Below are 25,840 nucleotides of genomic sequence, written 5' to 3'. Positions count from 1 at the left end.
TTATCCCTGCTGTTCAGCAATGAGCGATAAAGCATTCACTGCTGCAACTGTAACCGGGCTTCCTCCTTTTCTCCCTAAGTTTGTAATAAAGGGAATATCCAATTTGGCCAGCTCTTCCTTTGATTCTTTTGCAGACACAAAGCCCACTGGCATTCCTACAACCAACCCTGGCCTTGCTTCCCCGTTCTTAACTAATCGAATAAGTTCAAGAAGGGCAGTCGGAGCGTTTCCGATCGCAAAAATCCCTCCATCTGCTTCTTTTATCGCTTTTCTCATAGAAATAATGGCTCTGGTTGTATTTAACTGTTTTGCTTCTTCGATAACATCCGGATCTGAAATATAGACATCAACTCCACCGCCAAACTGCTCTAACCTTGGTTTGCTTATTCCAACCTGTACCATCTGCACATCAGCAACAACTTTTTTACCCTGACGGATAGCATGAACTCCTGACCTCACTGCATCCGGATGAAAACGAACGCTTCTTCCCAGCTCAAAGTCAGCTGAAGCGTGTATAATCCGCTGGACAACAGGATACTGCTCTTCCGTAAAAGAATGCTCTCCTATCTCCTCGGTAATCATTTCAAAGCTTTTTCCTTCTATTTCTTTAGGCTGAACCGTTAACGGTTTAAAATCTGTGGAGAAGTCCATTTTTCTGTTCCCCTTTCATAGGAAGATTCAATTTTATTTAAAATTTCTTCAGTTGTGCTCCCTTTGTCGCCATAGTAAATATCAGGTCTTTCTATTAAAATAACTTCAATTCCAAGTTCAAGGGCGGAGGTCACTTTTTCATCGAATGAACCTCTTTTTCCGCTTTCTTTCGTAATCATTGTTGTAATGCCAAACTGCTCATAAAGTGCTTTATTTAAGTCTTTAGTGAAAGGACCCTGCAAAGCGATAATGTTCTTTTGTTCTACCCCAAGCTCCTTGCATTTTTCCATGTTTTCTATTCTTGGCAGCATTCTGCACACAAGTCTTACCCCGTCCAAACCTATCAATCGTTTGGCGAATATATCCAGGGTCTTGCTGCCCGTCGTCAGCATGATATTGCCTCCACGCTTTGCTGCAAATTCTGCAGCTTCTTGGTAACTTTCAACTTTAACTACTAATTTATCGTAAGTATTGATAGAAGCACGCTCATATCGTATGTAATGAAGTCCGCTGTTTTGTGCAGCTTCTATCGCATTCTTGGAAGCTTCTTCAGCAAAAGGGTGAGAGGCATCGACAATTAAAGAAATTTCTTCTTCATAAAAAACTTTTTCCATGTTTTCTACGTCAAGTCTTCCTGTACGTACTTGAATATCTTCTTTTTCCAATTCCTTTGCTGCTTCTTCTGTAACCACTGAGGCAAGAACCTTATAACCGTCCTTTTTCACTTTCACTGCCAGTTCTCTGGCATCACTTGTTCCGGCTAAGAAAAATATCATGAGCGGGCCTCCTTTGTTTAGTGGGAGTGTTCATGATCATGGTCATGGTGATGACTGTGGTCGTGATCATGGTGGATATCCATATGCTCTAAAGCGAATAAACGATATTGACACATGTCACAGTTTAATTTCGCGTTACCACCAACAGCTTCTTCAGCCCGGTCGAGTAATACCTTCTCCAAGCGCTTGTGGAGGCCAATTGGGTCTGTCATATAAAACTCCTGCTCTGTATATTTTTCTTTAAAGGCTTTCAGTTTGGCATCCATTCGGTCCATTAAGATACCAGCAAAGAAAAAGTAAGGAACCATCAAAATATTACTTGCTCCCAGACGAATGCATCTCTCCACGCCTTCCTCTACTGTGGGGGTTGTCACTCCAATAAAGGATACTTCTACCGCTGCCATCTCCAGCTTTTCTGAGAGAATTCTAGAAAGCTTGAACAGTTCACTATTTGCATCTACATCACTGCTTCCTCTCCCAACCAATAAGATAGAGGTATCTTTGTTATACAACGTTTCTTTTTCCACTCCAGCGTCAAGCTTTTCTTTTAACAGCTGAAACATTTCTTCGTGAATCCCAATCGGCCGCCCGTAATGAAACCGGATTAAAGGATAAAGCTTTCTTGCTTTATCAATCGCTTGGGGAATATGAATCTTAGAATGTCCCGCTGGAAAAAACATAATAGGTACTAGCGCAACCTCAGTCGCCCCTCTTTTTACACATGTCTCAATGCCCGAAGCAAGCCCCGGAGAAGCAAATTCCAAAAAACAAGTCTCCACAATCGGAGCAGGCACCTTTTGTTTAAGATTATCTACAAACTGGATGATCCCTTCATTGCCCTCTTTCTTCTTGCTTCCGTGTCCGATAAACAGCACAGCTTTCATATTTTCTCCCTCCTTATTCACATGGATTATCTACGATAACCGGCACTGGCATCTCTTGATACTTAAACCCTTGGATCTCCTGCACTCTCTTAAAAAACTTATGGAACCTTTCATTAGGCAGTCCTTTTTCCTTGTACTCATCTACAACAGCTGTAATGAGGGGAATTAACTTGTCCACTTCCATCCCCTCAGCCACTGGCTGTGCTACATGCGCATTTCTGCCCGTCGTTTTTGCTCCTAAAAATACATCAAAAGCTCCTCTTCTATAAATAATGCCAATATCATCAGTAATTGCGCCGTAGCATGCCATGCCGCACCCATTAAAGCCTATGTTCATAACTTTGGGAACAACCATTCCGCCTAGAGCTTCTTGTAGTTCTTCAGCATATGGGATTGAATCACGCTTCTCACCGTCACAAAAATCACAGGCCTTTACGTGAATCACATTACCTACCGGAGAAACGAGCCAGCCCGCTTCTTTAAGCTCTTTCACAATTTCCTGTGCACGATCTGTTTCAAGGGATACTTTGAAGTAATGGCTGGGGGTATACTCTACCTCACCGTCTTCCCCGATTACTTCTGTCAGCTGAAGAAGCTGTTTTGAGCTTATTTTCTTGTTTGCTGTTCCCGGAGAAACCGCAAATTCAAAAATCTCTGTTTGCTTAAATGAGATAGAATCTTCTGATACTTGTTTGTTTTCTGAATAAGTGGTGCCCAGCTTGCTTAACGCTTCTTCTGCAAGACCTTTAACATTTATACTTTCGGCAGCTTTTACCGTCTCTTCTTTTCCCCCATGCATCGCCCATGGCTCTGCCTCACTTCTTAGTCTCTGGGCAGGTTTTAACTTTTGTTTCTCCTCGCCCAGGGTATATTTACGCTGGTAGCCTCTTGGGGTAATCATTTTGCCGTCATAATAAAATGTAGAATTATTTCCTATTACTACTGTTGTAAGCATGCCAATCTCATGGTCAAGCATGTGCTCCAAATCAGTCATCACTATGTTCTGCCGCTCTCTATATGCGCTTTTTACAAGGCCGACAGGCGTTTCTTTATCTCTATACTTCATTAAAATCCTTTGTGTCTCTTCTATTTGTCTTGTTCTCTTGCCGCTTTTTGGGTTATAAAGTGCAATGACAAAATCAGCCTGGGCGGCCGCTTCCACTCGCTTTACTATTAAATCCCAAGGGGTTAGGTGGTCACTCAAGCTGATCGTACAGGCATCATGCATTACCGGCGCCCCTAAAAGCGAGGCACAAGAATTGATTGCAGATACCCCAGGAATGATTTCTACTTCTACGCCTTCGTCCTCTTTCCATCCCTTTTCAATTAACACTTCATAAACTAATCCCGCCATGCCGTATAGACCAGCATCTCCGCTGGAAATGACAGCCACTGTTTTTCCTTGCTCAGCCTGCTTGACTGCTTCCTGTGCTCTGCTTACTTCTTCAGTCATTCCCGTCCTTACTATGTCCTGATCGGTAAGCAATGGTTTAATTAAATCTATATATGTTTTATAGCCAATAATAGAATCTGACTCAAGAATTGCTTCTTTTGCACGATATGTCATTTGTTCTTCACTTCCTGGGCCGAAACCTACGACAAGAAGTTTTCCTTTTTCATTTGTCACACTATCACTCCTTATATAGAATAAAGACGAACGCACTGCAAAAGGCTCTATTCCATTTGGTCTCTTTCAGACTGCTTATAAAAGCTGCACGCATCCCCCAGCCAGGATATATCGTACAAGCACTCCTTGAACAGAGAATTTACTAAAAGATTTACCTCTCACCTACGCATACACAACTAAACAGCAAAAAAGCGCCCCTAACCTGCATGTGGAGGTTAGAGGCGCTCTTCCGGCATAATATAAACGGCTTTTTAACAGCCCATAATTAATCGGAAACCTGCTCTAACACCCCCCCATGACCCGTAGGTTACTGGTGTTGTTGAAAAAGGCAGGTCTCCTGGCTCTTGGTTTCCATCTATTTCTTCCTTCCCATCGATTTGTACCGACAGTGGCAGCAAAACAGACAACCCAATTACAGTGGCGGGACCGCGCCGGCTTCACACCGGTCTTCCCTTTTAAGAAAACTGTTAGAACAGCTTTCACCTTTTCCCCTAATATTCTTCTCCTTTAAAGCTATCTGATCCTCCACTCTCTGTCAATCTCTTTTTGGCTTTCTATCCGCTAAGGAATTTATCCTTTTCCATTCTATTTTTGTTTGTGAGATTAAAAAAGAAAAATTCAGGAATAGAGTAGGAGAACGAATTAATAAGAGAAAGGGAGGTCACTAATTTGGCACATCAACAAGAAACCGGTACATCATCAGAAACACCTTTAAAAACAAATGGAAAGTCAATTACAGCCCTGGTCCTTGGTGTAGTGGGACTCGTATCTTCTATTCTGATTCCGTTAGCCGGCTTTGCTCTAGGGTTGGTTGGCCTTATTCTTGGAATTTTATCAATAAGGGAGATTAAAAGAAGAGGAGAGTCCGGAAAGGGACTCGCAATTGGCGGTATCGCCTGCAGTGTAGCAGCTCTCGTTCTAACAGTGATACTCATGGCGCTCGCTGCAGCTATGCTGACGCTATAGTCCTCCTTGCTGACACAGTAATTAGTAGTATTTGTGATATAAACGTTTAGATTGCCCAAGGATGGGAATTAGAGGATCATAATTACTTTAAGGAGGAATATAAGATGGCAGATCCAAAGAAACAAGCTGAAGAAAAACTTGACAACATGTCCGAAAGCAAAAAGGAAGACATTTTAGAAAGCTTTAGTGAGTTCCAGCAATACCTTAAAGGAAAAGTAGAAAAAGGTGAATCTCTAGGCCTCAGTGAAGAGCAAATGGCAAAAGGCGCTGAGCGTGTAGCAGAATACCTCAAAAACCATGAATCACCTAAAAATACAGAAGAAAAGCTATTACAAGAGATGTGGCAGGTAGCTGAGGATGACGAAAAGCATAAAATGGCTCACGTCCTGGTAAAACTAGCGAAGAAAGCTGGTTAATGGCAAAGTCACAGCTATAAAAAACAAGCAGTTCTCTGGAGGTACCAGAATGCTGCTTGTTTTTACATATATTATTCCTTTATCTACAGGTAATTTTCAATTCTTTTTTTCAAATTTCTTGCACTTTCAAAGGGGCTTGGTGCAGAAGCAATCGCTGAAATTATTGATATGCCGTCGCTTCCTGATTTCATCACTTCGTCGATATTATCTTCATAAATTCCACCAATCCCAACAATCGGTGTCTTGATCCCCATTTTACGAAACAGAGTGATCACTTGAGGACCTGTTTCTTCAGCAGCATCGTCTTTAGAACCTGTCGCATATATAGGCCCTAAACCAAGGTAATCAGCCCCGTCCTCGGCGGCTTCCAGGCCTTCGTCAATCGTATATGCAGAAACCCCCAGAATTTTATCACCCATCATTTTTCTTGCTTCTTTTGCTCCAATATCTTCTTGTCCAATATGAAGACCGTCTGCATTAAGTTGCACCGCTAAATCAATATCATCATTAACTATAAAAGGAATTCCATTCTGCCGGCAGATCTCTTGCAATTTACGTGCCAGCTCTTCCTTTTCAGCACCTGCTTTTGAACCTTCTCCTTTTTCACGGTATTGAAAAAGAGTAATCCCGCCTGCGATTGCTTCCTTTACTACTTGTTCAGGAAGCTGAGTAGTATTTTGACTGCCAAATATAAAATATAATTTTAAGTACTGTATCATCTCAGCTCTTGTTATACGTCCCAAAGTTTCCCCACTTCCTTTTTGGTGCCAGGCACCTTGCAGGTTACGTAACAAAGAAAACGTGAATGACGCTGTTGCTTAAAGAAAATCACAATTTTAATGTTACAGCCCGCAGTGGTGCCAGGCACCTTTTGTGAATGTGAATCCTCCTCATACTGATAATTGTTATTTCAATAGATCGGTTAACTTAAAGATATTGAAGCTAAGGAATCGACTTCCTTTGAAGTTATCTTATAAAGCTGATCCAAAAAAGCAATCTGAAAGCTGCCTGGACCCTCACTTTCCTGAGCAGCCTTTTCTCCTGCTATTCCGTATGCAGCAAGAGCCGCCGCTCCCGCAATTAAAATGTCCTTTTCAATTGCTGCAAACGAACCAATCACTGAACTTAATAAACATCCGGCACCCGTGATTTTCGTAAACATGGGTGTCCCGTTATTTACAATATAGGTTTTTTCCCCATCTGTAATAACATCCTCTTTCCCCGTCACACAAACAACGGTATCGAGCTTCCGCGCAGCCTCTTTGGCTAGTTCAAGTATGTCTCCCTCTCCTTCTTCAGCATCTACTCCTTTTATTTTCCACTCAAGTCCTACCACATTTGCCACCTCTGCTGCATTTCCTCTTAGAAGGGAGAGATTCAGTTCTTTTACGATCCTTTTGGATGCTTCTGTTCGATATGGTGTGGCTCCCGCTCCAACGGGATCAAATATAATTGGCACCCCCTGCTGGTTTGCTGCGTTACCCGCATGTATCATAGCCTCGACCTCCTCAGCAGATAATGTACCAATATTTAAAACGAGAGCCCCGGCAATCCTGGCCATATCAGCAACCTCTTCCTTGGCATACGCCATGACCGGAGAAGCTCCTAAGGCGAGAAGTCCATTGGCCGTAAAATTCGTGACTACTACGTTTGTAATGTTGTGAACGAGCGGCATTTCCTCTCTCATTTTTCCAAGAAACCTTCCCCAACCTGATGGTTCCATACTATCCCTCCTCCTGTGAATTCTGTATTTATTCCCTTACCCTTCTTTCTTTATGCTCAATATTCCCTAATCTCCTCTTTAATCTTTTCGCCAAGGTGACGGCCAGGTTCATCGACCATACAGAGCACACGATCTCCTGAAGCTAACTGCTGAACAGGGACAGAGTTCCCTTCTTCACCGGCAAGCTGCACACTATCAGCATCTTGCAGTGTTGCCGAAATGATCTTGTTCTGCACCCTGCATTCCACTCGAAGTAAATCCCTTTGTTCTGCCTTCACTCTACCAAGCGGCACAATTCTCGGTTCTCCTGATAAGGAAAAAACCGGTGTCTGCTCCCCTCCTCTTAGCTCAGATAAGTATTTTGTATTCTCTCCCTCATAAATGTACTGATGGACCGCGCCGCAATTTACACGGAACGCACGGGAGGGGTAGGTTTCTGTTTTTCGGTTTTCCGAAAGCACTAATATGTATCCGTCCCCAGTATTCCCAACCAGCATTCCTTCTTCAGGAGACAGCTCGTCTGCACAATCTACACATACTCTAGTGCCCTTTCCTACAGCTTTTATACTTATCACTTCGCCAGCTATATACTCTACCTTATTTTTTTTGCTATTCAATTCGTTCCCTCCTCATTTATTACCTTTAACTAAAATAGTATAAGGTTACACGGAAGAGAGCAAGAATAGTAATGGGTATGATAGGACTATTTACTCACTTGTCAAGGGAGAAAGCCCATTATCATTATTTTGTATTCATCCTCAAAGCAGACTTGCCTATCCAACCCTTCTGTAGAGGAGGGGCATTCCCAATGGGGGAGCAGGCTATCAGCTGCCTCTTCTAAACATGGATTGACAGAACCCTTATGACTAGAGGAAAGAAGTGCACCCTTGTCTACTTTTAATCTTATATTTCCCCTTATGATATTTTCCCCAGTTCTGTAATTTTCTTTGCCATTGTACAAAAAAGCACCCTACAGATTGACTTATTAAGTCCTGCTCTATAGGGTGCTTTAAGTTTCAGGAATTAAATCCTTTCTTCCTGAATCCTCTAATATTTATCTAACTGACGATATATTTCTGCTAAAACTTTCTTAAGAGGAACTCCATGGTGCAGAGCTGCTTGCTTGATATCCTCAAACTCTGGAGACCTTTGATAAACCTTGTTTTTCTCATAACCATTTTTAATACGAATATCACCGTAAATGGTATCTATGTGGCTTATACTTCGTGATAATGCTCTTCGCTGCCAAAGAGAGGAACGGACTCCAAAGGTAGAAGTTTCCTGTAACAACAACTCTTCCAGTCGATTTGCTTGCTCTTGTTTGGAAAGGACGGTGATTAGAGTCCCAGGCCGGTTTTTTTTCATTTGGATAGGCGTGTAATACACGTCTAAGGCCCCGGCTTCAAATAAGCTCTCCATCACATATCCCAGTACTTCTCCAGGCAAGTCATCAATCTGGCATTCTAACAGGACAACCTCTTCAGTAATCCTTTCTTCCTGACTCTCCAGCATGATTGCTCGAAGGATGTTAGGGTGTGAATCAAAATCCTTTTTTCCTGCTCCATAGCCTATTGATGATATAACATAGGGAGGCAAGCTTCTTACCTCACTCACTAAAGCATGGATAAAGCCTGCTCCAGTTGGAGTAGTAAGTTCCCCCTTTGCCTCTAAAGGAGAAATAGGGATTCCTTTTAATAACTCCGCCGTAGCAGGGGCTGGAACAGGATATATCCCATGGTCTATCTTTATCAGACCGGTTCCTGTAGGAACGGGTGAAGAATAAATCGTTTCTATTTCAAGATCTTCCAAAGCCACGCAAACTCCGATGATATCAATAATTGAGTCCATTGCTCCTACTTCATGAAAGTGGACCTTTTCAGGGGGTATTCCGTGGATTTTCCCTTCTGCTGCAGCAATAGCTTCAAAGACTTTGGTACTTTGTTCCTTTACTCTCTCTGAAAGACTGCTTTCTTGTATCATTTTCAAGATATGAGAGGCATGACGGTGACTATGGGCATGATGATCTTTGTGATCATGAGCATGGTGATGATCATGATGCTCTAATTCTTGTGAAAGCGAAATATCTAAAAGCGAGGAAGAAATCCCGCACTTATTCACTCTTTTAATCGTTAAATCAAATTCTCCAATAGGAAGTTTTTTTAGCTCTTGTTTCACATACTGCAAGCTTGCACCAGCGTCTATTAACGCTGATAATGTCATGTCACCTGAGATCCCTGATACACAGTCCAAATACAATGTTTTCATTTTACTTTTCCTCATTTGCTACTTTTAAAATTAAGGCAGCCTGGTATGCTGCTCCAAAGCCATTGTCAATATTGACCACACTCATACCGGAAGCACATGCTGTCAGCATGCCTAATAAAGGTGTTAAGCCTTCTAAATGAGCTCCATACCCTACTGAAGTAGGAACAGCGATCACAGGGCGTTTTACCAATCCAGTAACCACACTTGGTAACGCACCTTCCATACCAGCCACTACAACCAGTACACTAGCTGTTTGTAAATATTCACGATAAGAAAGTAATCGGTCAATGCCTGCTACCCCTACGTCATTAATTGCTTCCACTTCACACCCCATCCACTGAGCTGTCAAAAGCGCTTCCTCAGCTACAGGAAGATCGGAGGTCCCTGCACTAAGCACCATTACTTTGCCGCGATATAATTTTTCAGGCTTCCCTACACTAAAGATACGGGAAACAGAATGGTAAAAAGAATCAGCAAACGCTTCCTTTAAGTCAGCTGCTTTTTCTTCCGAAACCCTTGTGACAAGAACCTTACCATGGCGTTCCACCAGTTTCTCAGCGATTAAGGTAATTTGTTCAGCCGTTTTCCCTTCACCATAAATGATTTCAGGATAGCCCGTCCTCTCTTCTCGATCATAATCTACTTTAGAAAACCCTAGGTCTTCATACATGATGGCAACCACCCTCTAAGTTGTTTTAACTTTTTCCAATACTGCATTCATGCTCCCGCTCTTGTACCCTGACAGATCTAACGTGACATATTTAAAACCTAATTCTGTTAATTCCCTTTGAAGAGTTCCATGCATTTGTAAAATTATAGACATATCCTCTGGCATGACTTCAATTCTTGCCATCTCACCATGCATTCTCACACGTACTTGCCTGACTCCGTAATCCCGAATGATCTCTTCTGCTTTGTCTACCATTTTAAGCTTTTTGATCGTGATAGTCTCTTGATAACTTATTCGGGAAGCTAAACAAGCATAGGAAGGCTTATCCCAATTTGGTAATCCAATTTCCCGTGCTAATTCACGTATTTCCTGCTTATATAACTCAACTTCCTGTAGAGGTCCGCGCACGCCATGCTCACGAGCTGCAATGATCCCGGGACGATGCTCACCCATATCGTCTGCAATCAGTCCGAAGACGATATTACTATAATTTTTTTGTTCTAAAAGAGGCTTTAAATTTTCAAAAAGGTTATCCCGGCATAAATAGCAGCGATCGCTTTTGTTTTCTGTGTACCCCGGTATAGCAAATTCGGAAGTTGATATTACTTCATGCTTTACATCTAATTTTTTTGCTAATTCCCTGCAATCTTCCAATTCTCTTTGTGGGAATGTTTCTGAGTCCGCAGTCACTGCTAATACGTTTTCTTTTCCGAGGGTATCACGAGCAACATACAAAAGAAATGTACTATCAATACCACCTGAGAAAGCAACTACTACCCTTCCCATCTCTTGTAGAGTTTCTTGTAGTTTTGTAAGTTTAGTGTAGGACATACATCTTACTCCTCTCTAATATAGGGGATCGTTAAGGGGCCTTGTGGTAGAACAGCCACGCTCATATCCTCTCCATATGTTGCTGTAAGGTTTTCTAATGTTGCTTCTATATCATTACAAGGAGTTAACATCGCTTGGTTAATTTGCTCTTTTGTCAATTTAGAATACACGTGAACATCCGACCAAACTTGAATGACTGCTTGCTTTTGAACTTGCCACTGATCGAACATTTTAAATGCAGGGTCGTTAATCATATCTAATAACTGTTGCGGGGTCTCAGCTAATGTAAATATTTCTGCAAAATTCCCGTGATTTGGGATGCCGTCAGAACACTCCGCTGCAACGATTATGGTGCCGCCTTTTTTTACGATTTTTTGTGCTGCGCTCATTCCTTTAACAGCCTGATATAAATTCTGATCCAGCGGATACCCTGAATTCGAGGTAATCACTACGTCAAATCTTTCTTCACAAGGAACCATAGCATGTTCTTTCGTATACTCACAGCCTTTTTCATGAGCTGGGAAAAGGTCTCCAGCAAAGACTTCAGTAATCTCTTTATTTCCATTTAAGGTGACGTTAAGGAGAAAATGTGGTGGACACATACGGTTGATTTCTCTTGTCATCTCTTGAACTGGATTATTATCCATATTACCCCAGGTTGCCTTTGGATCTCCAATCATTCTTGCATTATGAAAGGTCATAATCGTTTCGATTCCTGCGATTCCTGGCATGTTTCCCTTGGGACCTCCTGAAAAACCAGCAAAGAAATGTGGTTCTATAAAACCTGTCGTAATACGAAAATCCGCCTCTACATATTCTTTATTTAAATATACTCCACAGCCGAATTCACTCTCTCCGACATACGATAATTCCTCTTTAGCATGGCAATGATTATTAACAATGCGAATGTTATTAACCGTCCACTCACCAAGCATTTCAATAAACTCTTCTCTTGTTTGGTCACGGTGAGTACCCGTCCCATTTATTACTACAAATTGTTCCAATGGTACGTGAGGAAGCTCCTCGATTAGGGCAGGAACAAGAATATGATTTGGTGTTGGTCTGGTAATATCACTAATCACTATAGCAACTGAATCAGTTGACTTTACCATTTCTTTTAAAGGAGGGGTGCCAATCGGGCTTTGTAATGCATCAACTACAGCCTGCCTTTGATCTTTCTTTCCTTCTACATGTTTAGGTTCAATAATTTTAGCATGATCTGGAACCTCTACCTGAATTTCTCCTTTTCCGTAAAGCAGTGAAACGTCCATTTGTTACCCTCCTATACATCCATTTTTGTGCTTGTATTTTTTGAATCATTTATTTCACTTGTCACATCTTCTTCTGTACCAATTATACCTCTTTTCCGTTGATAACGATCAACAATTATTACAGCTATTGGACATAATATAGCCGTAACAAGAACGGAAATTGAAATTTGAGCGGTGGCTAGAGGTACAATGTCTTGATAAGCAGCGGCTTGAGATTGACTCATTCCCCCTGCTGCTGCAGCTGTGGCCGCGGCGGCGGCGATAGCTGCTGGCGTACCTACCGCATTTCCAGCCGTAGATGCTTCTGCTACCGGAGCAATATAACTTCTTTCTTTAAATAGCTTAAAGACGAAGATTCCGGTTAAGCCAGTTAAGACCGTTGTCAAAAGCCCTAAGAGAATGCCCGCCCCTACTACTTCCGGGTTGAAAAATAAAGCAAAATTCATTCCGGCGCCCAAGGCAAAGGCAAAGAAAGGAACCGGCAGAATTTCCCCGGGCTTTAAGAAAGATCGTATATCTTCGTCTAGATTACCTAACAACATGCCTATACCAATTGGCAGCAATACAGCCAAGAACGTAGCAAACGGAAAGGTAGCCCCTAAGAGCCCCAAAGACATCATCGTAAAAAATGGACCGTCATTTATGGACAAAACTGCTACCCCGCCAACGTCAGAACGATTTCCGTACTGACTTGTCAAGGCGGCGTACATTCCCCCGTTGCCATTGGTCATTGCTGCAATGATAGCGACCGTTGATAAGCCTAGTAACCCTTCCATTGGATCAAAAAAGTATCCGAAAGAAATACCTATTACAAGACCAGTAAGATATTTAGAAGTAGTTAGCAAAGAACCTTTTTTTAATGCTTTCCCGCCAAGCTTCAAATTCATTTGACTCCCTGCACAAAACAAGAACAGTGCGATTAAGACAAGAGCCCCATCTTTGAATAACTCCTGAGAGAATCCACCGATCCGTAAAAATTCATATGTACCGTCTTCTGTCTGGGGGGCACCGATAAACTGTAAAAACCTCACTATAAAAGGAATTTGCAACTGATCTATAGTGTTTAATAAAGCCCCTAGCATTAACGGAACAATCATTAATCCACCAGGAACCCTTTCTATTGTCTGTTTAATCTTCATAATAAACTCCCCTCTTTGAATAATTGTAGAAATCGCTTACAAAAAATCTTTATATTTCTAGTTCTTCTACATATTCGCTTCTATCACTATTGACATAATAGTGGAAACTTTTATAATAATTGTGACAAAAACTATTTAAAAAAACAACAATAAATAAGAAAGCGTTTAAATTTTAAACAGTTTGTTACTTTTGGGAGATTGATGATTGATATGCCAATAAAAATTGGGGTTCTAGCCCCTTACCCACACTTAAAGAAAGTGATCCAAATGGAAGCTGCCGCTGTCTCAGACATAGAGGTGGAAGTTGTAGTGTGCGATGTAGTGGATGCCGTACAGCCTGCCAAGAGAATGGAACAAAATGGAGTTCTGGTTTTAATCAGCCGGGGGGCTACAGCTGACACCTTACGAAAACACGTAAAAGTACCCATTATAGACATTGAGGTTTCTGCTTACGACATTCTAAGAACTTTATTACTAATCAAGGACTCCGAAGAGAAAATTAAACTAATCGGTTATCCAAGTGTCTGCCAAGGGGTTGTAGAAGTTTCCAAGCTTCTAGATATGCAAATCCCATACACGGAAGTAAGAACATCGGAGGAGGTAAGGAAAGCTGTTAAGGATGCATGGAAGAATGGATACAACACTATTCTTGGGGATGCTGTTGCATTGAATTACATAGAAGAATTCACCCTGCAAGGTATAATGATTACTTCTGGGAAAGAAGCTGTCCATCAATCATTAGTCCGGGCCAAAGAAGTGGCTCAAGCCATAAATGAAACGAGGAAAGAGGTTTCTTCTTTTCATGCGCTTATTGATACCCAATCCGAAGGAGTCATTATCTTTGAGTTAGATGGCACAGTGAATTTTGCTAACAGAGAATTCTATTCTCTGTTTTCCTTAGACTCTGCCATTCACTCTGTTTATGACCTGGGACAAAACTACCCAGGGGTCTTTAGGAGGATTATAGAAGCTCCTCTTTCAATGAAAACAGCGGAGGTTAATGGCAAGAAACTCCTTATCGAGGTGCTATTTTTGGAGGAAAGCTCTTCTTATTTTGTGGTAAAATTCACTGAAGAAAATAAGTATTATATTCACAGCGATGAACTTTCTCTTTCTCATCTTCGTTCTACTATTTTTTCCTTTTCTCAGCTGTGCCAGGTGAACCAAAAGGTACGTGAGGTAATTAAACAATTAAAATCCAGTGTACATAAGCCAGTATTGTTACTTGCCGGTGAGGAAGGTACAGGTAAAAAGTCTTTGACTAGTGCTTTTCATTACTATAAAAATGGGTACACTGAAGAGCAGTGGGCAGTTACTATTGGGAAAGTGATCAGCGAAGGTGAGTTAGGTAAATTACACGCCACCATACAAAAATTAAAAGGCACTTTTTATATCCGAGGGTGGGAGGAATTATCTCCTTGTCAAATAAAGAAGCTTGTCAAGAGCTTTTCCTGTTGTAAGGAAAACACCGCTGTCTTCTCTACAAATAACTGTAACCTCTCTGAACGTATTACTGAAAATTTTGATATCTCCGTACATCTCCCTCCTTTAAGGGACCAATTAGAAACCTTTGAGGAATATACACGCAAGTTCATTGCTCGATATAATAATTTATACGGAAAACAAGTGGTGGGCCTTTCCGAGAACCTATTATGTACATGGAAACAAAAAGAATGGAAGAGTAACCTGGCAGAATTAAACGAAGGCTTAGAAGCAGGCGTATATAACGCCGAAGGTCCATATATTCAAAAAAAAGAAGCTCTGCATACAAAAAAGGATATGTCACTACATTCACGTGACAACATAGATTTAACAAAAACACTGGTGGAAATAGAAGAGGAAATTATCCGTAAAGTTGTAGAAGAAGAAAACTATAACCAAACACGGGCGGCAAAGCGACTGGGAATAAATCGAGCGACTTTATGGAGGAAATTAAAAAATATATAAGCACCCCATATGTAATTAAATCCCAGCTAAAAAGCTGGGATTCTTCGTTTATTGTTGTTTGCCGCTTTCAATTTCTTCAATCATCAGGGAAAGTTCAGTCCAGCGTTCAATGGTTTTCTCAAGCTCAGCTTCCACTTCTGCCTGCTTTTTCATTGATTCTTGTATTTTGTCAAAATCACTGCCGGCTTCACCTATTTCTGCCTCAAGCTCTTCCTTTTTCATTTCCAATTCCATAATTTTGTCTTCAATCTGGTTCCATTCCTGCTGTTCTTTATAAGAGAGCTTTTTTCTCGACTGCCTGGCTTGTTTCGGGGCGTGTCCTGCCCCTGCCTTTGTCTCTTTTTGAAGGGAAGCTTCCTTCTTTTGGTTATTTATATAGGCAGAATAACTTCCCTGAAAGCGTTCAATTTCTCCGCTGCCGCCTTTACAAACTAATAGGCGGTCAACGACCCGGTCTAAAAAATACCGGTCGTGTGATACGGTAATTACCACACCAGGAAATTGATCCAGGTAATCCTCTAATATGCTTAAGGTCTGAGTATCCAAGTCATTTGTCGGCTCGTCCAAAAAGAGGACGTTGGGCTCTTCCATTAAGACACTGAGTAAATACAAACGTCGTCTTTCACCACCAGAAAGGCGGCGGATATAGGTCCACTGCATCTCTCTGGAAAACAAAAAACGTTCAAGCATCTGTTCTGCTGTGATCACCTGGCCATCAACAGTGTGAACTACTTCTGCCACTTCTCTGATGTACTCAATCAACCGAAGATTTTCATCCATTTCTTCATATTCCTGGATGTAGTATCCTATTTTCACTGTCTGTCCAAAATCTACTTTACCCGCCTGGGGCTGCGTGCGGTCCGCCAGTATATTTAATAATGTAGATTTCCCGGCTCCATTAGGGCCAATAATCCCCAGTCGTTCTCCAGGCACTACTAAATAACTAAAATCTTTGACTAGCGGCTTCTGGTCAGCTGCATAGGAAAACGTAATATCCTGTGCTTCAATGACCTGCTTTCCCAGGCGAATCGAACCGATGGAAAAGTCGACGTCTTTTATGGCCTCTGGCCCTTTTTGTTCCTTTAGGCCTTCCACTCGTTGCTTCCGTGCCTTTTGCTTTGTGGTTCTGGCCTTTGCTCCTCTTTGCAGCCAGGCAAGTTCTCTGCGCAGTAAGTTCTGTCTTTTTTCTTCACTTTTTTGTGTTGCTGCTTCTCTTTCAGCTTTCTTTTCTAAGTAAGTCTCATAATTCCCTTCATACGTATAAAGACTGCCATTTTCCAATTCAAAAATTTGATTAGTGACACGATTGAGGAAATAGCGGTCATGGGTAACGACAATTAATGATCCTTTATATGCTGCTAAGTATCCTTCCAGCCACTCTATAGACATATTGTCCAAATGGTTTGTCGGCTCATCCAATATTAAGAGATCTGCAGGCTGGATCAACGCTTTAGCTATGGCAACTCTTTTCTTTTGGCCCCCAGACAGAAATTTCACTTTCTTATCAAAGTCTGAAATACCAAGCTTCGTTAATACCGTCTTTGCTGCTGTGTTCGCATCCCAGGCATCAGCTTCGTCCATTTTTTGCTGCATACTCATTACCAGCTCTTGAGCACTTTGCTTTTCCGGGTTATGTTCCAGCTTTTGTAATGCTTTTTCATACTCTCTCATGACTTTCATCATGACAGAATCACCGTAATATATTTGTTCTAAAACGGTCAATTCAGGATCTAATTCAGGTTGCTGGGGAAGGTATTCGATCTGAAGAGAATTGGCATGAAGCATTTCTCCTCGTTCAGCACTTTCTATTCCTGCAATTACTTTAAGGAGTGTAGACTTTCCAGTTCCATTAACACCTAGCAAACCAATTCTTTCGTTCTCCTTTATGGAAAAGGAGATATCATTAAACAACACTTTTTCACCATAAGTTTTATATAAGTTCTCAACATGTAAAACGCTCATCTCTTATCAACCTTTACTATCTGTATTACTTACATTGTAAACTATATTTAGAGAAGGCACATAGCTATCAGCCACTAATCAAAAAAACTCTCTATATTGCTTCATTATATTTGTAATCTTACTCGATAAAAAGGGACTCTCCTTTCACTGGAGAGTCCCTTTTACTTATGCTTTGTTATCGTCTTGCTTTGCGGTCTCGGCCGCCTTTACGTCCTTGCTTATCAAACGAAAATTTATTATTTCTCCCTCTGCCTTTGTTACCTTTGTTATTTCCACTTTTACCTCTGAAAGAGCTTTTCTTCGGCCGCAAGGAGGCTTCTTCTGTCAGCTTGATGTTTTTGTCGTCCGGTTCCTTCGTTGCCATTTTTAATGCTGCAGCTACGAGTGTTTCAGCACCGTATTCATCAAGCAGTCCTTTTGCTGCTTCATCCAGGTCCTCATATCCGCCTTTTCGGACAGTTTCTCTTAGTTGGTCAATTGCCTGCTGGTAACGGCCTGCCATTGCTTCCGCGTAGGTTGGAAGACTTTGACGCTTCATTTTACTTTTTGTAGTCGCCTCAATGTCTTTTAGGTGTTCCATTTCACGAGGGGTAACAAAGGTAAATGCCACTCCTTTTTCCCCCGCACGGCCTGTCCTGCCAATACGGTGGACATAGCTTTCAGAGTCCTGTGGCAGGTCAAAATTATAAACATGGGTGACGCCAGTTACGTCTAGCCCTCTTGCCGCCACGTCAGTTGCCACCAGAATATTTATGGTGCCTTTTTTAAATTTACGAAGTACTTTATCCCGTCTTTCTTGCCTTAAGTCACCATGAATACCTTCTACAGCATAACCAACCTGGCTGAGAGCTTCTGATAACTCATCAACTCTTCTCTTTGTGCGGCCAAAGATAATGGAGAGTTCAGGAGGATCAATATCAAGCAAATACCTGAGCGTATCAAGCTTCTGTTTTTCAGGAACTTCAATATAACGCTGTTCGATACTGGATACAGTCAGGCCCTTGCTTTTAATAGCGACCACTTCAGGGTCTTTCATGAAATTTTTCGTAACGGATTGTAATCTCTTTGGCATGGTTGCTGAAAAAAGAAGGGTCTGCCTTTCTTTTGGAACTTCCGCCAAGATGGTTTCAATATCTTCAATAAAGCCCATGCTCAGCATTTCATCAGCTTCGTCCAATACAATCATTTTCAAGGTCTGTGGACGAATAGTTTTTCTTCTCATGTGATCCATAAAACGTCCTGGTGTTGCCACAATAATTTGCGGTCTGCGCTTTAAAGCTTTAATCTGCCGGCCAATTTCTTGTCCTCCGTAAATAGGTAAAGCTTCTATTCCTTTAAAACGACCGAGCTTATTTAACTCTTCAGCAACCTGATTGGCAAGTTCCCGGGTAGGAGCCAGCACCAGGCCCTGTGTAACCTTTTCTTCTGTATCAATGTTTTCAAGAAGCGGAATCCCAAACGCTGCTGTTTTCCCTGTACCCGTTTGGGCCTGACCTATAAGATCTTTTCCTTCTTTAACAAAAGGGATAACTTTTTCCTGAATCGGTGTAGCTTCAGTAAACCCCATTTGTTCAACTGCTCGAAGAATTTGTTGATCTAAATTTAACTCTTTAAATAATGTCAATAACATCTATCTCCTTTAATCATTTATATTTCACTATAGGATATCCCCGTTATGATGAACCTTAAAAATACTTCTTCGTGTATTCATATCCTCAACCTAACAAAAGGTATATGTGTGAATTTCTATTTTTTAACGAACCAATCAACTTTACCACATATTGTATTGCAATGCTACTTCTTTCCTTATAAGATGCTTTCTGCACTTATCAATAGAGTGCCCAAAAACAATTGATATAAGCATATAACGTTACTTACTATCTAAAAGAAAAAATAAACAGGAAGAAACTCCTGTTTATCACTGGGCTTTTTTTGCTTTATTCTTCTGAGCCTTCAAGGATCCAGGTGATGAATTCTTTTCATGTTTGCTTGGGAGAGCCAACCCGTTTAACCCATTTCCTAAAGACCCGTACACCACCGCCTTTTTCGGGTCAATCAGTTCATCTTTTTCAAAATAAACACGTGGTGTTTTCCATAGAAGGGCCAATGCTTTTTGCATAGGCATTTCGTGATAACGTTCTGGCCACATTTCCTTGATTTTTGCTTTTACCAGCGGATAATACTTAGGGTTAACACCTGGGAATAAGTGATGTTCTGTATGATAAGAAAAATTAAAGTGAAGAACATCCACCCATTTTGGAACGGTAACCGTTAAGCTGTTCGCCAGTGGATCATTCACAGGCACTAAAGGGTTCAGCCTGTGATTTGTAGAAATATATGCCATCACAATAGCATTTGCAATAAGGACAGGTATGACAAATGCAAACAGCCACTTCAAAGGTCCTATCCATAACAATAACCCGATCCAGCTCGCCCATGGTAAAACAAACTGAAGCCATACTGCTGGTTGTTTGCCAGGTTTGAAATCCTTTATATAAGAAAAAAACATTTTGATGGAATGTGCTGTGAAAGTAACAGCTAATGAAAGCATGCTGAAAAAAGCACGGACGACAAAAGGAAGACGGTAAATTAAGCGTATTAGCTTACTTTTGTTGTAAGCTTCTACCGTAAACCAGGCATCCGGGTCCTTGTGTTCATCCTGAGTATGACGGTGATGCTCAATGTTATGCCATTTTTTCCAGAGTCTTGGTCCCGTAGTTAACGGCCAAAAAGCGACAGCGCCTAATAAACTGCTAATCATTTTATTTCTTACAACCGTTCCATGGAGGATTTCATGTCCCAAGAAACCCATCGCGGCAAAACATGCACCTAACACTCCAGAAATCATTAAATAAATCCATAAATTCATATCATAAAGACTAATGGTCATAATGCCGGCAATGCTGATTAAAAGATATGCCAGGCCTCCAAACAATCTCATGGGAACTGGTTTAAATGCCTTTTTAGGTAAATGCGGAGTCACACGGGCAGCGTACCACCCAAACGTTTTATATTGATTCATTCATTGTCCTTTCCTAAACAAGCTATTGATAAATTGTAGTAGTTTATACTATTATCCCTCATACCTCCAAAGTATACCACATTAATTAAGATTTACAACCAATTGTTATTACCAGGTACCAATAGGGAAAAAGACGAAAGAAGATTTTCATTCTCAAGAGAAGCAACCGTGGCAGTACCTGTCAAAAAGCCAGTACCCCTTTCAATGACCTTGTAACTAGAAAAGGGAAGAACTTGTCCTCATCCCTCCATCATGGTAAATTATAGAAATGAAATTTAAAAATCCTGAAAATAAGGTGAGAAATATATGACATATATGAAAGATGAAACCCTGTTAGACGCACTTTTTAAAGCTTTAACTTTGAATTTAGATTCAAACTTTATCCACTTATTAAAACAGGAGGCTGATCGCAGGGATATATTGCTTAATCAAAGCTGCAAATTATCTTCTGCACCCAAATTTAAACAAGAGGGATAGCTTATGTAGAGCTCCCCCTCCATCTGCCCGAAAAAGCCCTCTTCCTTTTTTCATACCTCTTTATTCATCCACGATGTTTCCCTTGTAAAGCTTCTTTCTTACAATTTTAATTTTGAGCCTGCTGCTTATTTTCTTTAAATCCTGTTCTTCTCTTTTCGTTACTAACGATACAACCGTACCACTTGCCCCTGCTCTCCCTGTCCTGCCGGCACGGTGAGAATACTGGTCTGCATTTCTAGGCAGGTCAAGCTGAATAACATGTGAAAGTTCCTTGATATCCAGCCCGCGAGCTGCTACATCTGTAGCCAGCAGCAGGGTCGTCTCTCCATTACGAAAGCGTGTAATCGCATTTTTTCGTTCATCCTTGTTTGAATCCCCATGCAAAGCTTCTGTTGAGACCCCTCTGTAAGCGAGCTTATCGCTCATTTCTGTTAACTGCTCTACGTTGTTTACAAAGGTTAATGCTCTAATATTTTCCGTCCTTATATACCGGCGAAGAATATCAATTTTCTCTCTTTGTTCACATACAAAATAGATATGATTGACCTTTTCAACCTCTTCTTTTCCTTTACTAATTCTTAGCTCTTCTGCTTCTCCTAACAGCTCCTTAGCCTTTTTGGCTGTACCCGTTGAGATGGTGGCAGAGGTAAACAGAATTTGTGTATCTTTTAGGGAGGCTTTCCTGATCTTTTGCAGCGACTTTTCGTGTTCCTGAGTGATCAATTGATCTCCCTCATCTAATACCAGAGTCGATACTTTATGCATTTTCAGCTTTTTTAGCTCAATCAGTTCCAGTACCCTCCCAGGAGTCCCTACCGCTACATGCACAGTTTTCTTTAATTTTTCAATTTGGCGTTTAATATTAGCCCCGCCTATGAAAGCTGCCCCCTCAATACCGCTCCCTTTTGTCCATTGATTTAGCTCTTCAAGAACTTGCATCACAAGCTCCCGGCTTGGAGCAATAATCACTGCCTGTGTATTTTTCATCTCAGGATCTATTTTTTGTAACAGAGGGATAAGATATGCGATGGTCTTTCCTGTTCCGGTTGGTGCTTCAACAACCATATTCTGCCCTTCCAAGAGGGAAGGAACGGCTCGTTCCTGAACTTTTGTCGGAGCATTAAATCCCGCTTCCTTCCATGCATTCTGAATAAAAGGGGAAGTCTTTTCCAATAAAGGCCATGTTATACTTTGTTTGTCGTCCATAGTTGTTTCCTTTCTTTTCCATACTACTTGTCTTTGTTTAAATTAAGCTTAGCTAATGCATCTGCCAAAGCTGGATTTGTAAATTCCTCTTCTTTCTTCTGCTGCTTCTTCAGATATTTATTAACGTCTCCTTTTGAAGCTTTGCTGGTTTTCTCTTTTTGCTTTCTTTTATTAAAGGCTGACAATTTTTCCTTGTGACCGCATCTGCAGACAAAGATCTGCCCTTCACCTTCTCCTCTCAATTCAAGCTTCTTCCGGCAATTTGGACACCTTGCGTTTGTCACTTTCGCCACGTTCTTTTTATACCCGCAGTCCCGGTCCTGACAGACATGCATTTTTCCTTTCTTGCCTTTCACTTCAAGCAAAAACTTTCCACATTCCGGGCATTTGCTGCCTGTCATATTGTCGTGCTTGAATTTCTTATCGCTTTTCTTAATTTCTTTAACTACGCTGCCAGCATAACTTTTCATTTCATTAATAAAGGTTTCCTTTGGAAGCTTTCCTTTTGTGATATCTTCCAGCTTCAATTCCCATTCCGCAGTCAACGCAGGCGACCTTAATTCCTCCGGCACTAACTCTAGAAGCTGCCTGCCTTTTGAAGTAAGCACAAGGTCTTTTCCTTTCTTTTCGATTAAAAAACTGTTTAATAGTTTTTCAATAATATCAGCTCTGGTCGCTACGGTTCCAATGCCTCCTGTTTTCCCTAATGTTTTAAGCAGCTGTTTGTCTTCTCCTGCCATGTAATGTGCCGGATTTTCCATTGCTGACAGCAGTGTTCCTTCATTAAATGGAGAAGGGGGTTTTGTTTCTCCCTCTGTTTTTGTGACCTTAAGCAGAGAAAGAAGCTCCCCTTTTTTCAGAGAAGATACGTTGTGAGAGGAGATTGTTTCTCCCTTCGTGGTACCGGGCACATCCTCATACACTTTCTTCCACCCCTGAGCTGTCACTTTTGCTTCTTTCCCAACAAAATTTTCGTTATTAATTGCAGCTTTCACAGTTGTAATTTCCTTTTCATGAGGTGGAAAAAATACTGAGATAAACCTTCTTACAACTAAATCATAAATGTTTCTTTCTTTAGCAGTGAACTCATCCACAAAGGGGGGTTCCTCTGTTGGAATAATAGCATGGTGGTCTGAAACCCTAGAGTCATCTACAAAAGATTTATTCGTCTTAATCGGGCTTTGTAAAAGGATATTGACATATTTAGCGTACGGCTTCACGCTGCATGCCTTCAACCTCTCCCTTAAGGTTTCCACAATATCTGAAGAAAGATGTCTTGAATCCGTACGAGGATACGTAAGCACTTTGTAGTGTTCATACAGCCTTTGCATAATGGATAAGGTTTCTTTAGCTGAGTACCCGAACACTTTGTTGGCATCTCTTTGAAGCTCTGTTAAGTCATAGAGCTGTGGAGCATGGCTCTTCTTCGGAGATACCTGAATATCAGTGATCAAAGCTTTCTTTCCCTGGATTTCTTTTATCACTTTCTCTGCTTTCTCTTTATGAAAGATTCTTGTCTCACCATTATTAAGGTCAGACCAGGATAAAGTGAATTGATTGTCTGTTAACACTGTAATGCCGTAATAGCTTTTAGGAGTGAATGCTCGAATCTCCTCTTCCTTTTTAGCAATCATTGCTAATGTAGGGGTTTGGACTCTTCCACAAGAAAGCTGCGCGTTATATTTTGTAGTTAAAGCACGAGTAGCATTCATGCCAACATACCAATCGGCCTCAGACCGGGCAACAGCGGAAGCATATAGATCTTCAAATTGCTTTCCATCTTTTAAGCTGTTAAACCCATTTTTGATCGCCTTATCGGTGACAGAAGAAATCCACAAACGCTTTAAAGGCTTTTTCGTTTTGGATTTTTCAATGATCCACCTTGCTACGAGCTCTCCTTCTCTTCCTGCATCTGTAGCGATAATGATCTTGTTTACATCGTTACGGTTCATTTGCGTTTTCACAGTCTGAAATTGCTTTCCGCTCTGTTTGATTACCACAAGCTTTAATGAAGGGGGAAGCATTGGCAGGTCATCAAGATTCCAGGTTCTATATTTCTCTCCATAAGCTTCAGGGTCTGCTAATGTCACCAGGTGTCCTAAGGCCCAGGTAACAATATGATCCTTTCCCTCAAAATAACCATTTCCTTTTTTATCACAATTTAATACTCTTGCGATATCTCTTCCCACTGAAGGTTTTTCTGCTAATACGAGCGCTTTCGTCATCATTGTTTCCTCATTTCCAATCTTATTAACGATAAAAACTATTATGGTCTTTGTTTTTCAGATATGCTCTATGTATCTTACCCCTCGCATCCTTATCATTCAAGGGGCTTGCCATGAAACTTCTTGTCTTTGTCCATTGTTTTCAGCATCTTTTTTTATATTCCTTAATACACTGTAAATGCAATCAAAAGGAGGTGCTGGCATGAAGCCTGCTTTCACTAAGCCAGTAAATAAACGGCTCATCACAGTAAACGGAAGTGCAGTCATTACCGCTCCTCCAGACCGGGTCAACATACAGGCAGGAGCGATCACCGAAGATGTGAGCCTTGAGCAAGCTCAAAGGGAGAATGCAGACATTATAGCCGCTGTAACGCAATCTTTCCTTGAACTGGGCATAGCGGAAGAAAATATACAAACGATACAATTAACAGTTTTGCCTATGTATGAATTCGTAGACAACGTACAAGTCTTACGCGGATATCAGGTTACCCATTTGCTGGAGGTTAGCTCTGATGATATAGAGGCAGCCGGTATGCTTGTTGATACCGCTGTCTCGCAGGGAGCAAATTATATTTCCAGTATTAATTTTTCCTTAGCTGATCAAACACCCTATTATCTTGAAGCACTATCTCTTGCGATGAGTAACGCTTCAGAAAAGGCCGCGATACTTGCTGATACCATACAAGTTACTCTTTCAAGAATCCCTAATCACGTTCGAGAGCTGCCTGTCGGTATTTCACCATTCCCTCGTCAAGGAATGTTTATGGCTCAAGAAGGAGTTCCTACTCCTGTGCAGCCTGGATTACTGCAGATTCCAGCTTCAGTTGAAGCTTCTTACACTTACTTTAACCAGGGGGAACAAAACATTTTGCAAAGAAAATCCCCTCGCGTGTAAAAAGGAAGCTACTTTAAAGCTATGTAAAATTTATTTTATTTCAGTAAATATTCCCCCTCCTCTTTCTGATTAAAGTATATTTTTGATAGATGAAAAGGAGGGGCCACTTTGCACAAAAATGAAATACTGCTTAAGCTTTCATGGCGCGAAAGGGAAGTCTATCTCTATATGCAAGAAGCAAAACTTGCTTTGAAAAAAAGAAGCTTTTGCTATGAGCACTACCTGGAACTCCTCTCCCTTACTTCTCCTCCTGTGGAATCCGCTTCCAGGTATTTTGGAATTCCGAGGGAGGATATCATTATAATAGAAAAAATTATTTCTTATAAGATACGTTCTTCCCTCATGCATTCAGAAGAATACAAATAGGCTGTTCCCATGGGAACAGCCTATTTCATCTATATCCGTAAATTTCATTTTTATTAATACACTGGTTCGTTTTCTGGCGGCTTAGGTTTTCTCACTAGAGCCATTATTCCTGCTATCAGAAATAATATTGCAGGTACAAAAGCAAACCCAAGCGTTCCAATTCCAACAATCACTGCAGTTATCAAAAATAATATCCCAGCAAGAATTCTCCTTTTTCCTCCTCTGATATTAATAACAGCAATGATTCCCAAAACTGCGCCTAAAATACTGGAAATGATTATCGCCCAGCCAAATGTTCCAAGCATACCTATAACCATGTTTACTTCTTCCGTTCCCATAGCTGGATCCTGAGCCATTTCTTGAGACAACTGCTGTTGAAATTCTTGAGAGTCCATAAAGGTAGTTAATGTGAAACCCAGAATGGAAACCAATCCGCTTAAAACCACTCCAATGATTCCTAATGTTACTTCACCTGTTCTTTTCATAATGATCCTCCTTTGCCTATCCATGTAAAACATACG

The 25,840-nt window shown here is 41.1% G+C and carries 23 protein-coding genes and 1 riboswitch; of the genes, 5 read left to right on the top strand and 18 right to left on the bottom strand.

All coding sequences use genetic code 11. The annotated features are described in order from the left end of the window. The 4 genes from ACFPU1_RS10035 to cobJ are packed head-to-tail and all read right to left on the bottom strand — an operon-like array spanning nt 1 to nt 3,938. A complete protein-coding gene (locus ACFPU1_RS10035; protein WP_100397922.1) occupies nt 1-651 on the bottom strand; it encodes a precorrin-8X methylmutase in 651 nt (216 codons plus the stop codon). After that, entirely contained in the window at nt 621-1,427 is an 807-nt protein-coding gene (cobK, locus tag ACFPU1_RS10030) for a precorrin-6A reductase (RefSeq protein WP_054637241.1), read from the bottom strand. Before cobK ends, ACFPU1_RS10035 begins: the two co-directional genes overlap by 31 nt. Nucleotides 1,428-1,444: 17 nt before the next feature. Continuing rightward, nucleotides 1,445-2,311 (bottom strand): sirohydrochlorin chelatase, encoded by an 867-nt coding sequence (locus tag ACFPU1_RS10025; RefSeq protein WP_385940677.1) that lies wholly within the window; start codon nt 2,309-2,311, stop codon nt 1,445-1,447. 13 nt (nt 2,312-2,324) lie between these two features. Continuing rightward, nucleotides 2,325-3,938: a precorrin-3B C(17)-methyltransferase gene (gene cobJ / locus ACFPU1_RS10020; RefSeq protein ID WP_385940675.1), complete on the bottom strand. Its 1,614-nt coding sequence runs from the start codon at nt 3,936-3,938 to the stop codon at nt 2,325-2,327. Between the two features lie 310 nt (nt 3,939-4,248). Continuing rightward, nucleotides 4,249-4,440, bottom strand: a riboswitch (cobalamin riboswitch). A gap of 167 nt (nt 4,441-4,607) precedes the next feature. On the opposite strand from cobJ, the gene ACFPU1_RS10015 reads away from it, so the two are divergent. Then, the gene (locus ACFPU1_RS10015) at nt 4,608-4,904 is read left to right on the top strand and encodes a DUF4190 domain-containing protein (protein WP_385940673.1); all 297 of its coding nucleotides are present in this window, start codon (nt 4,608-4,610) and stop codon (nt 4,902-4,904) included. 104 nt (nt 4,905-5,008) lie between these two features. Beyond that, a complete protein-coding gene (locus ACFPU1_RS10010; RefSeq protein WP_100397918.1) occupies nt 5,009-5,320 on the top strand; it encodes a DUF3243 family protein in 312 nt (103 codons plus the stop codon). 83 nt (nt 5,321-5,403) lie between these two features. On the opposite strand, the gene thiE is transcribed toward ACFPU1_RS10010, so the two are convergent. The 8 genes from thiE to ACFPU1_RS09970 form a co-directional block, all read right to left on the bottom strand. Beyond that, a complete protein-coding gene (gene thiE, locus ACFPU1_RS10005) occupies nt 5,404-6,063 on the bottom strand; it encodes a thiamine phosphate synthase (protein ID WP_385940671.1) in 660 nt (219 codons plus the stop codon). A gap of 179 nt (nt 6,064-6,242) precedes the next feature. Further along, on the bottom strand, nt 6,243-7,043 hold the full coding sequence (thiM, locus tag ACFPU1_RS10000) for a hydroxyethylthiazole kinase (protein ID WP_385940669.1): 801 nt from the start codon (nt 7,041-7,043) through the stop codon (nt 6,243-6,245). A 56-nt stretch (nt 7,044-7,099) separates the two neighbouring features. Continuing rightward, nucleotides 7,100-7,660 (bottom strand): 3-dehydroquinate synthase II domain-containing protein, encoded by a 561-nt coding sequence (locus ACFPU1_RS09995; protein WP_385940667.1) that lies wholly within the window; start codon nt 7,658-7,660, stop codon nt 7,100-7,102. A 430-nt stretch (nt 7,661-8,090) separates the two neighbouring features. Then, nucleotides 8,091-9,308 (bottom strand): nickel pincer cofactor biosynthesis protein LarC, encoded by a 1,218-nt coding sequence (larC, locus tag ACFPU1_RS09990; RefSeq protein WP_385940665.1) that lies wholly within the window; start codon nt 9,306-9,308, stop codon nt 8,091-8,093. A gap of 1 nt (nt 9,309) precedes the next feature. Further along, nucleotides 9,310-9,978, bottom strand: a complete 669-nt coding sequence (gene larB, locus ACFPU1_RS09985) for a nickel pincer cofactor biosynthesis protein LarB (RefSeq protein ID WP_385940663.1) — start codon at nt 9,976-9,978, stop codon at nt 9,310-9,312. A gap of 15 nt (nt 9,979-9,993) precedes the next feature. Next, nucleotides 9,994-10,809 (bottom strand): ATP-dependent sacrificial sulfur transferase LarE, encoded by an 816-nt coding sequence (gene larE, locus ACFPU1_RS09980; protein WP_054637233.1) that lies wholly within the window; start codon nt 10,807-10,809, stop codon nt 9,994-9,996. 5 nt (nt 10,810-10,814) lie between these two features. Continuing rightward, entirely contained in the window at nt 10,815-12,080 is a 1,266-nt protein-coding gene (gene larA, locus ACFPU1_RS09975) for a nickel-dependent lactate racemase (RefSeq protein ID WP_385940660.1), read from the bottom strand. Between the two features lie 11 nt (nt 12,081-12,091). Continuing rightward, nucleotides 12,092-13,219, bottom strand: a complete 1,128-nt coding sequence (locus ACFPU1_RS09970; RefSeq protein WP_385940658.1) for a 2-keto-3-deoxygluconate permease — start codon at nt 13,217-13,219, stop codon at nt 12,092-12,094. A 210-nt stretch (nt 13,220-13,429) separates the two neighbouring features. Between ACFPU1_RS09970 and ACFPU1_RS09965 the strand changes: the two genes are divergently transcribed. Then, complete coding sequence (locus ACFPU1_RS09965; protein ID WP_385940656.1) at nt 13,430-15,166, top strand: PrpR N-terminal domain-containing protein; 1,737 nt, start codon at nt 13,430-13,432, stop codon at nt 15,164-15,166. Nucleotides 15,167-15,214: 48 nt separating this feature from the next. Here the strand turns inward: ACFPU1_RS09965 and ACFPU1_RS09960 are convergent, their stop codons facing one another. From ACFPU1_RS09960 to desB, 3 genes are all read right to left on the bottom strand, one after another. Then, entirely contained in the window at nt 15,215-17,128 is a 1,914-nt protein-coding gene (locus ACFPU1_RS09960) for an ABC-F family ATP-binding cassette domain-containing protein (protein WP_385940654.1), read from the bottom strand. Between the two features lie 175 nt (nt 17,129-17,303). Next, entirely contained in the window at nt 17,304-18,752 is a 1,449-nt protein-coding gene (gene cshA / locus ACFPU1_RS09955) for a degradosome RNA helicase CshA (RefSeq protein ID WP_385940653.1), read from the bottom strand. Nucleotides 18,753-19,046: 294 nt separating this feature from the next. Beyond that, nucleotides 19,047-20,150 (bottom strand): Delta(10) desaturase DesB, encoded by a 1,104-nt coding sequence (gene desB / locus ACFPU1_RS09950; protein ID WP_385940651.1) that lies wholly within the window; start codon nt 20,148-20,150, stop codon nt 19,047-19,049. A 306-nt stretch (nt 20,151-20,456) separates the two neighbouring features. Between desB and sda the strand changes: the two genes are divergently transcribed. After that, entirely contained in the window at nt 20,457-20,627 is a 171-nt protein-coding gene (gene sda / locus ACFPU1_RS09945) for a sporulation histidine kinase inhibitor Sda (RefSeq protein WP_385940649.1), read from the top strand. A 60-nt stretch (nt 20,628-20,687) separates the two neighbouring features. On the opposite strand, the gene ACFPU1_RS09940 is transcribed toward sda, so the two are convergent. Both ACFPU1_RS09940 and ACFPU1_RS09935 read right to left on the bottom strand, forming a co-directional pair. Continuing rightward, on the bottom strand, nt 20,688-21,833 hold the full coding sequence (locus ACFPU1_RS09940) for a DEAD/DEAH box helicase (RefSeq protein WP_385940647.1): 1,146 nt from the start codon (nt 21,831-21,833) through the stop codon (nt 20,688-20,690). A gap of 23 nt (nt 21,834-21,856) precedes the next feature. Then, nucleotides 21,857-24,058 (bottom strand): DNA topoisomerase III, encoded by a 2,202-nt coding sequence (locus ACFPU1_RS09935; RefSeq protein ID WP_385940931.1) that lies wholly within the window; start codon nt 24,056-24,058, stop codon nt 21,857-21,859. A gap of 202 nt (nt 24,059-24,260) precedes the next feature. Between ACFPU1_RS09935 and ACFPU1_RS09930 the strand changes: the two genes are divergently transcribed. Next, nucleotides 24,261-24,953, top strand: coding sequence for an SIMPL domain-containing protein (locus tag ACFPU1_RS09930; RefSeq protein ID WP_385940645.1), 693 nt, complete (start codon nt 24,261-24,263; stop codon nt 24,951-24,953). Nucleotides 24,954-25,372: 419 nt separating this feature from the next. On the opposite strand, the gene ACFPU1_RS09925 is transcribed toward ACFPU1_RS09930, so the two are convergent. After that, the gene (locus ACFPU1_RS09925) at nt 25,373-25,804 is read right to left on the bottom strand and encodes a DUF4064 domain-containing protein (RefSeq protein WP_157842885.1); all 432 of its coding nucleotides are present in this window, start codon (nt 25,802-25,804) and stop codon (nt 25,373-25,375) included. Between the last annotated feature and the right edge of the window lie 36 nt (nt 25,805-25,840).

The sequence above is a fragment of the Thalassorhabdus alkalitolerans genome (assembly GCF_042656525.1).
Taxonomy (GTDB): Bacteria; Bacillota; Bacilli; order Bacillales; family Marinococcaceae; genus Thalassorhabdus; species Thalassorhabdus alkalitolerans.
This window is presented reverse-complemented; position numbering and strand designations above follow the sequence as displayed.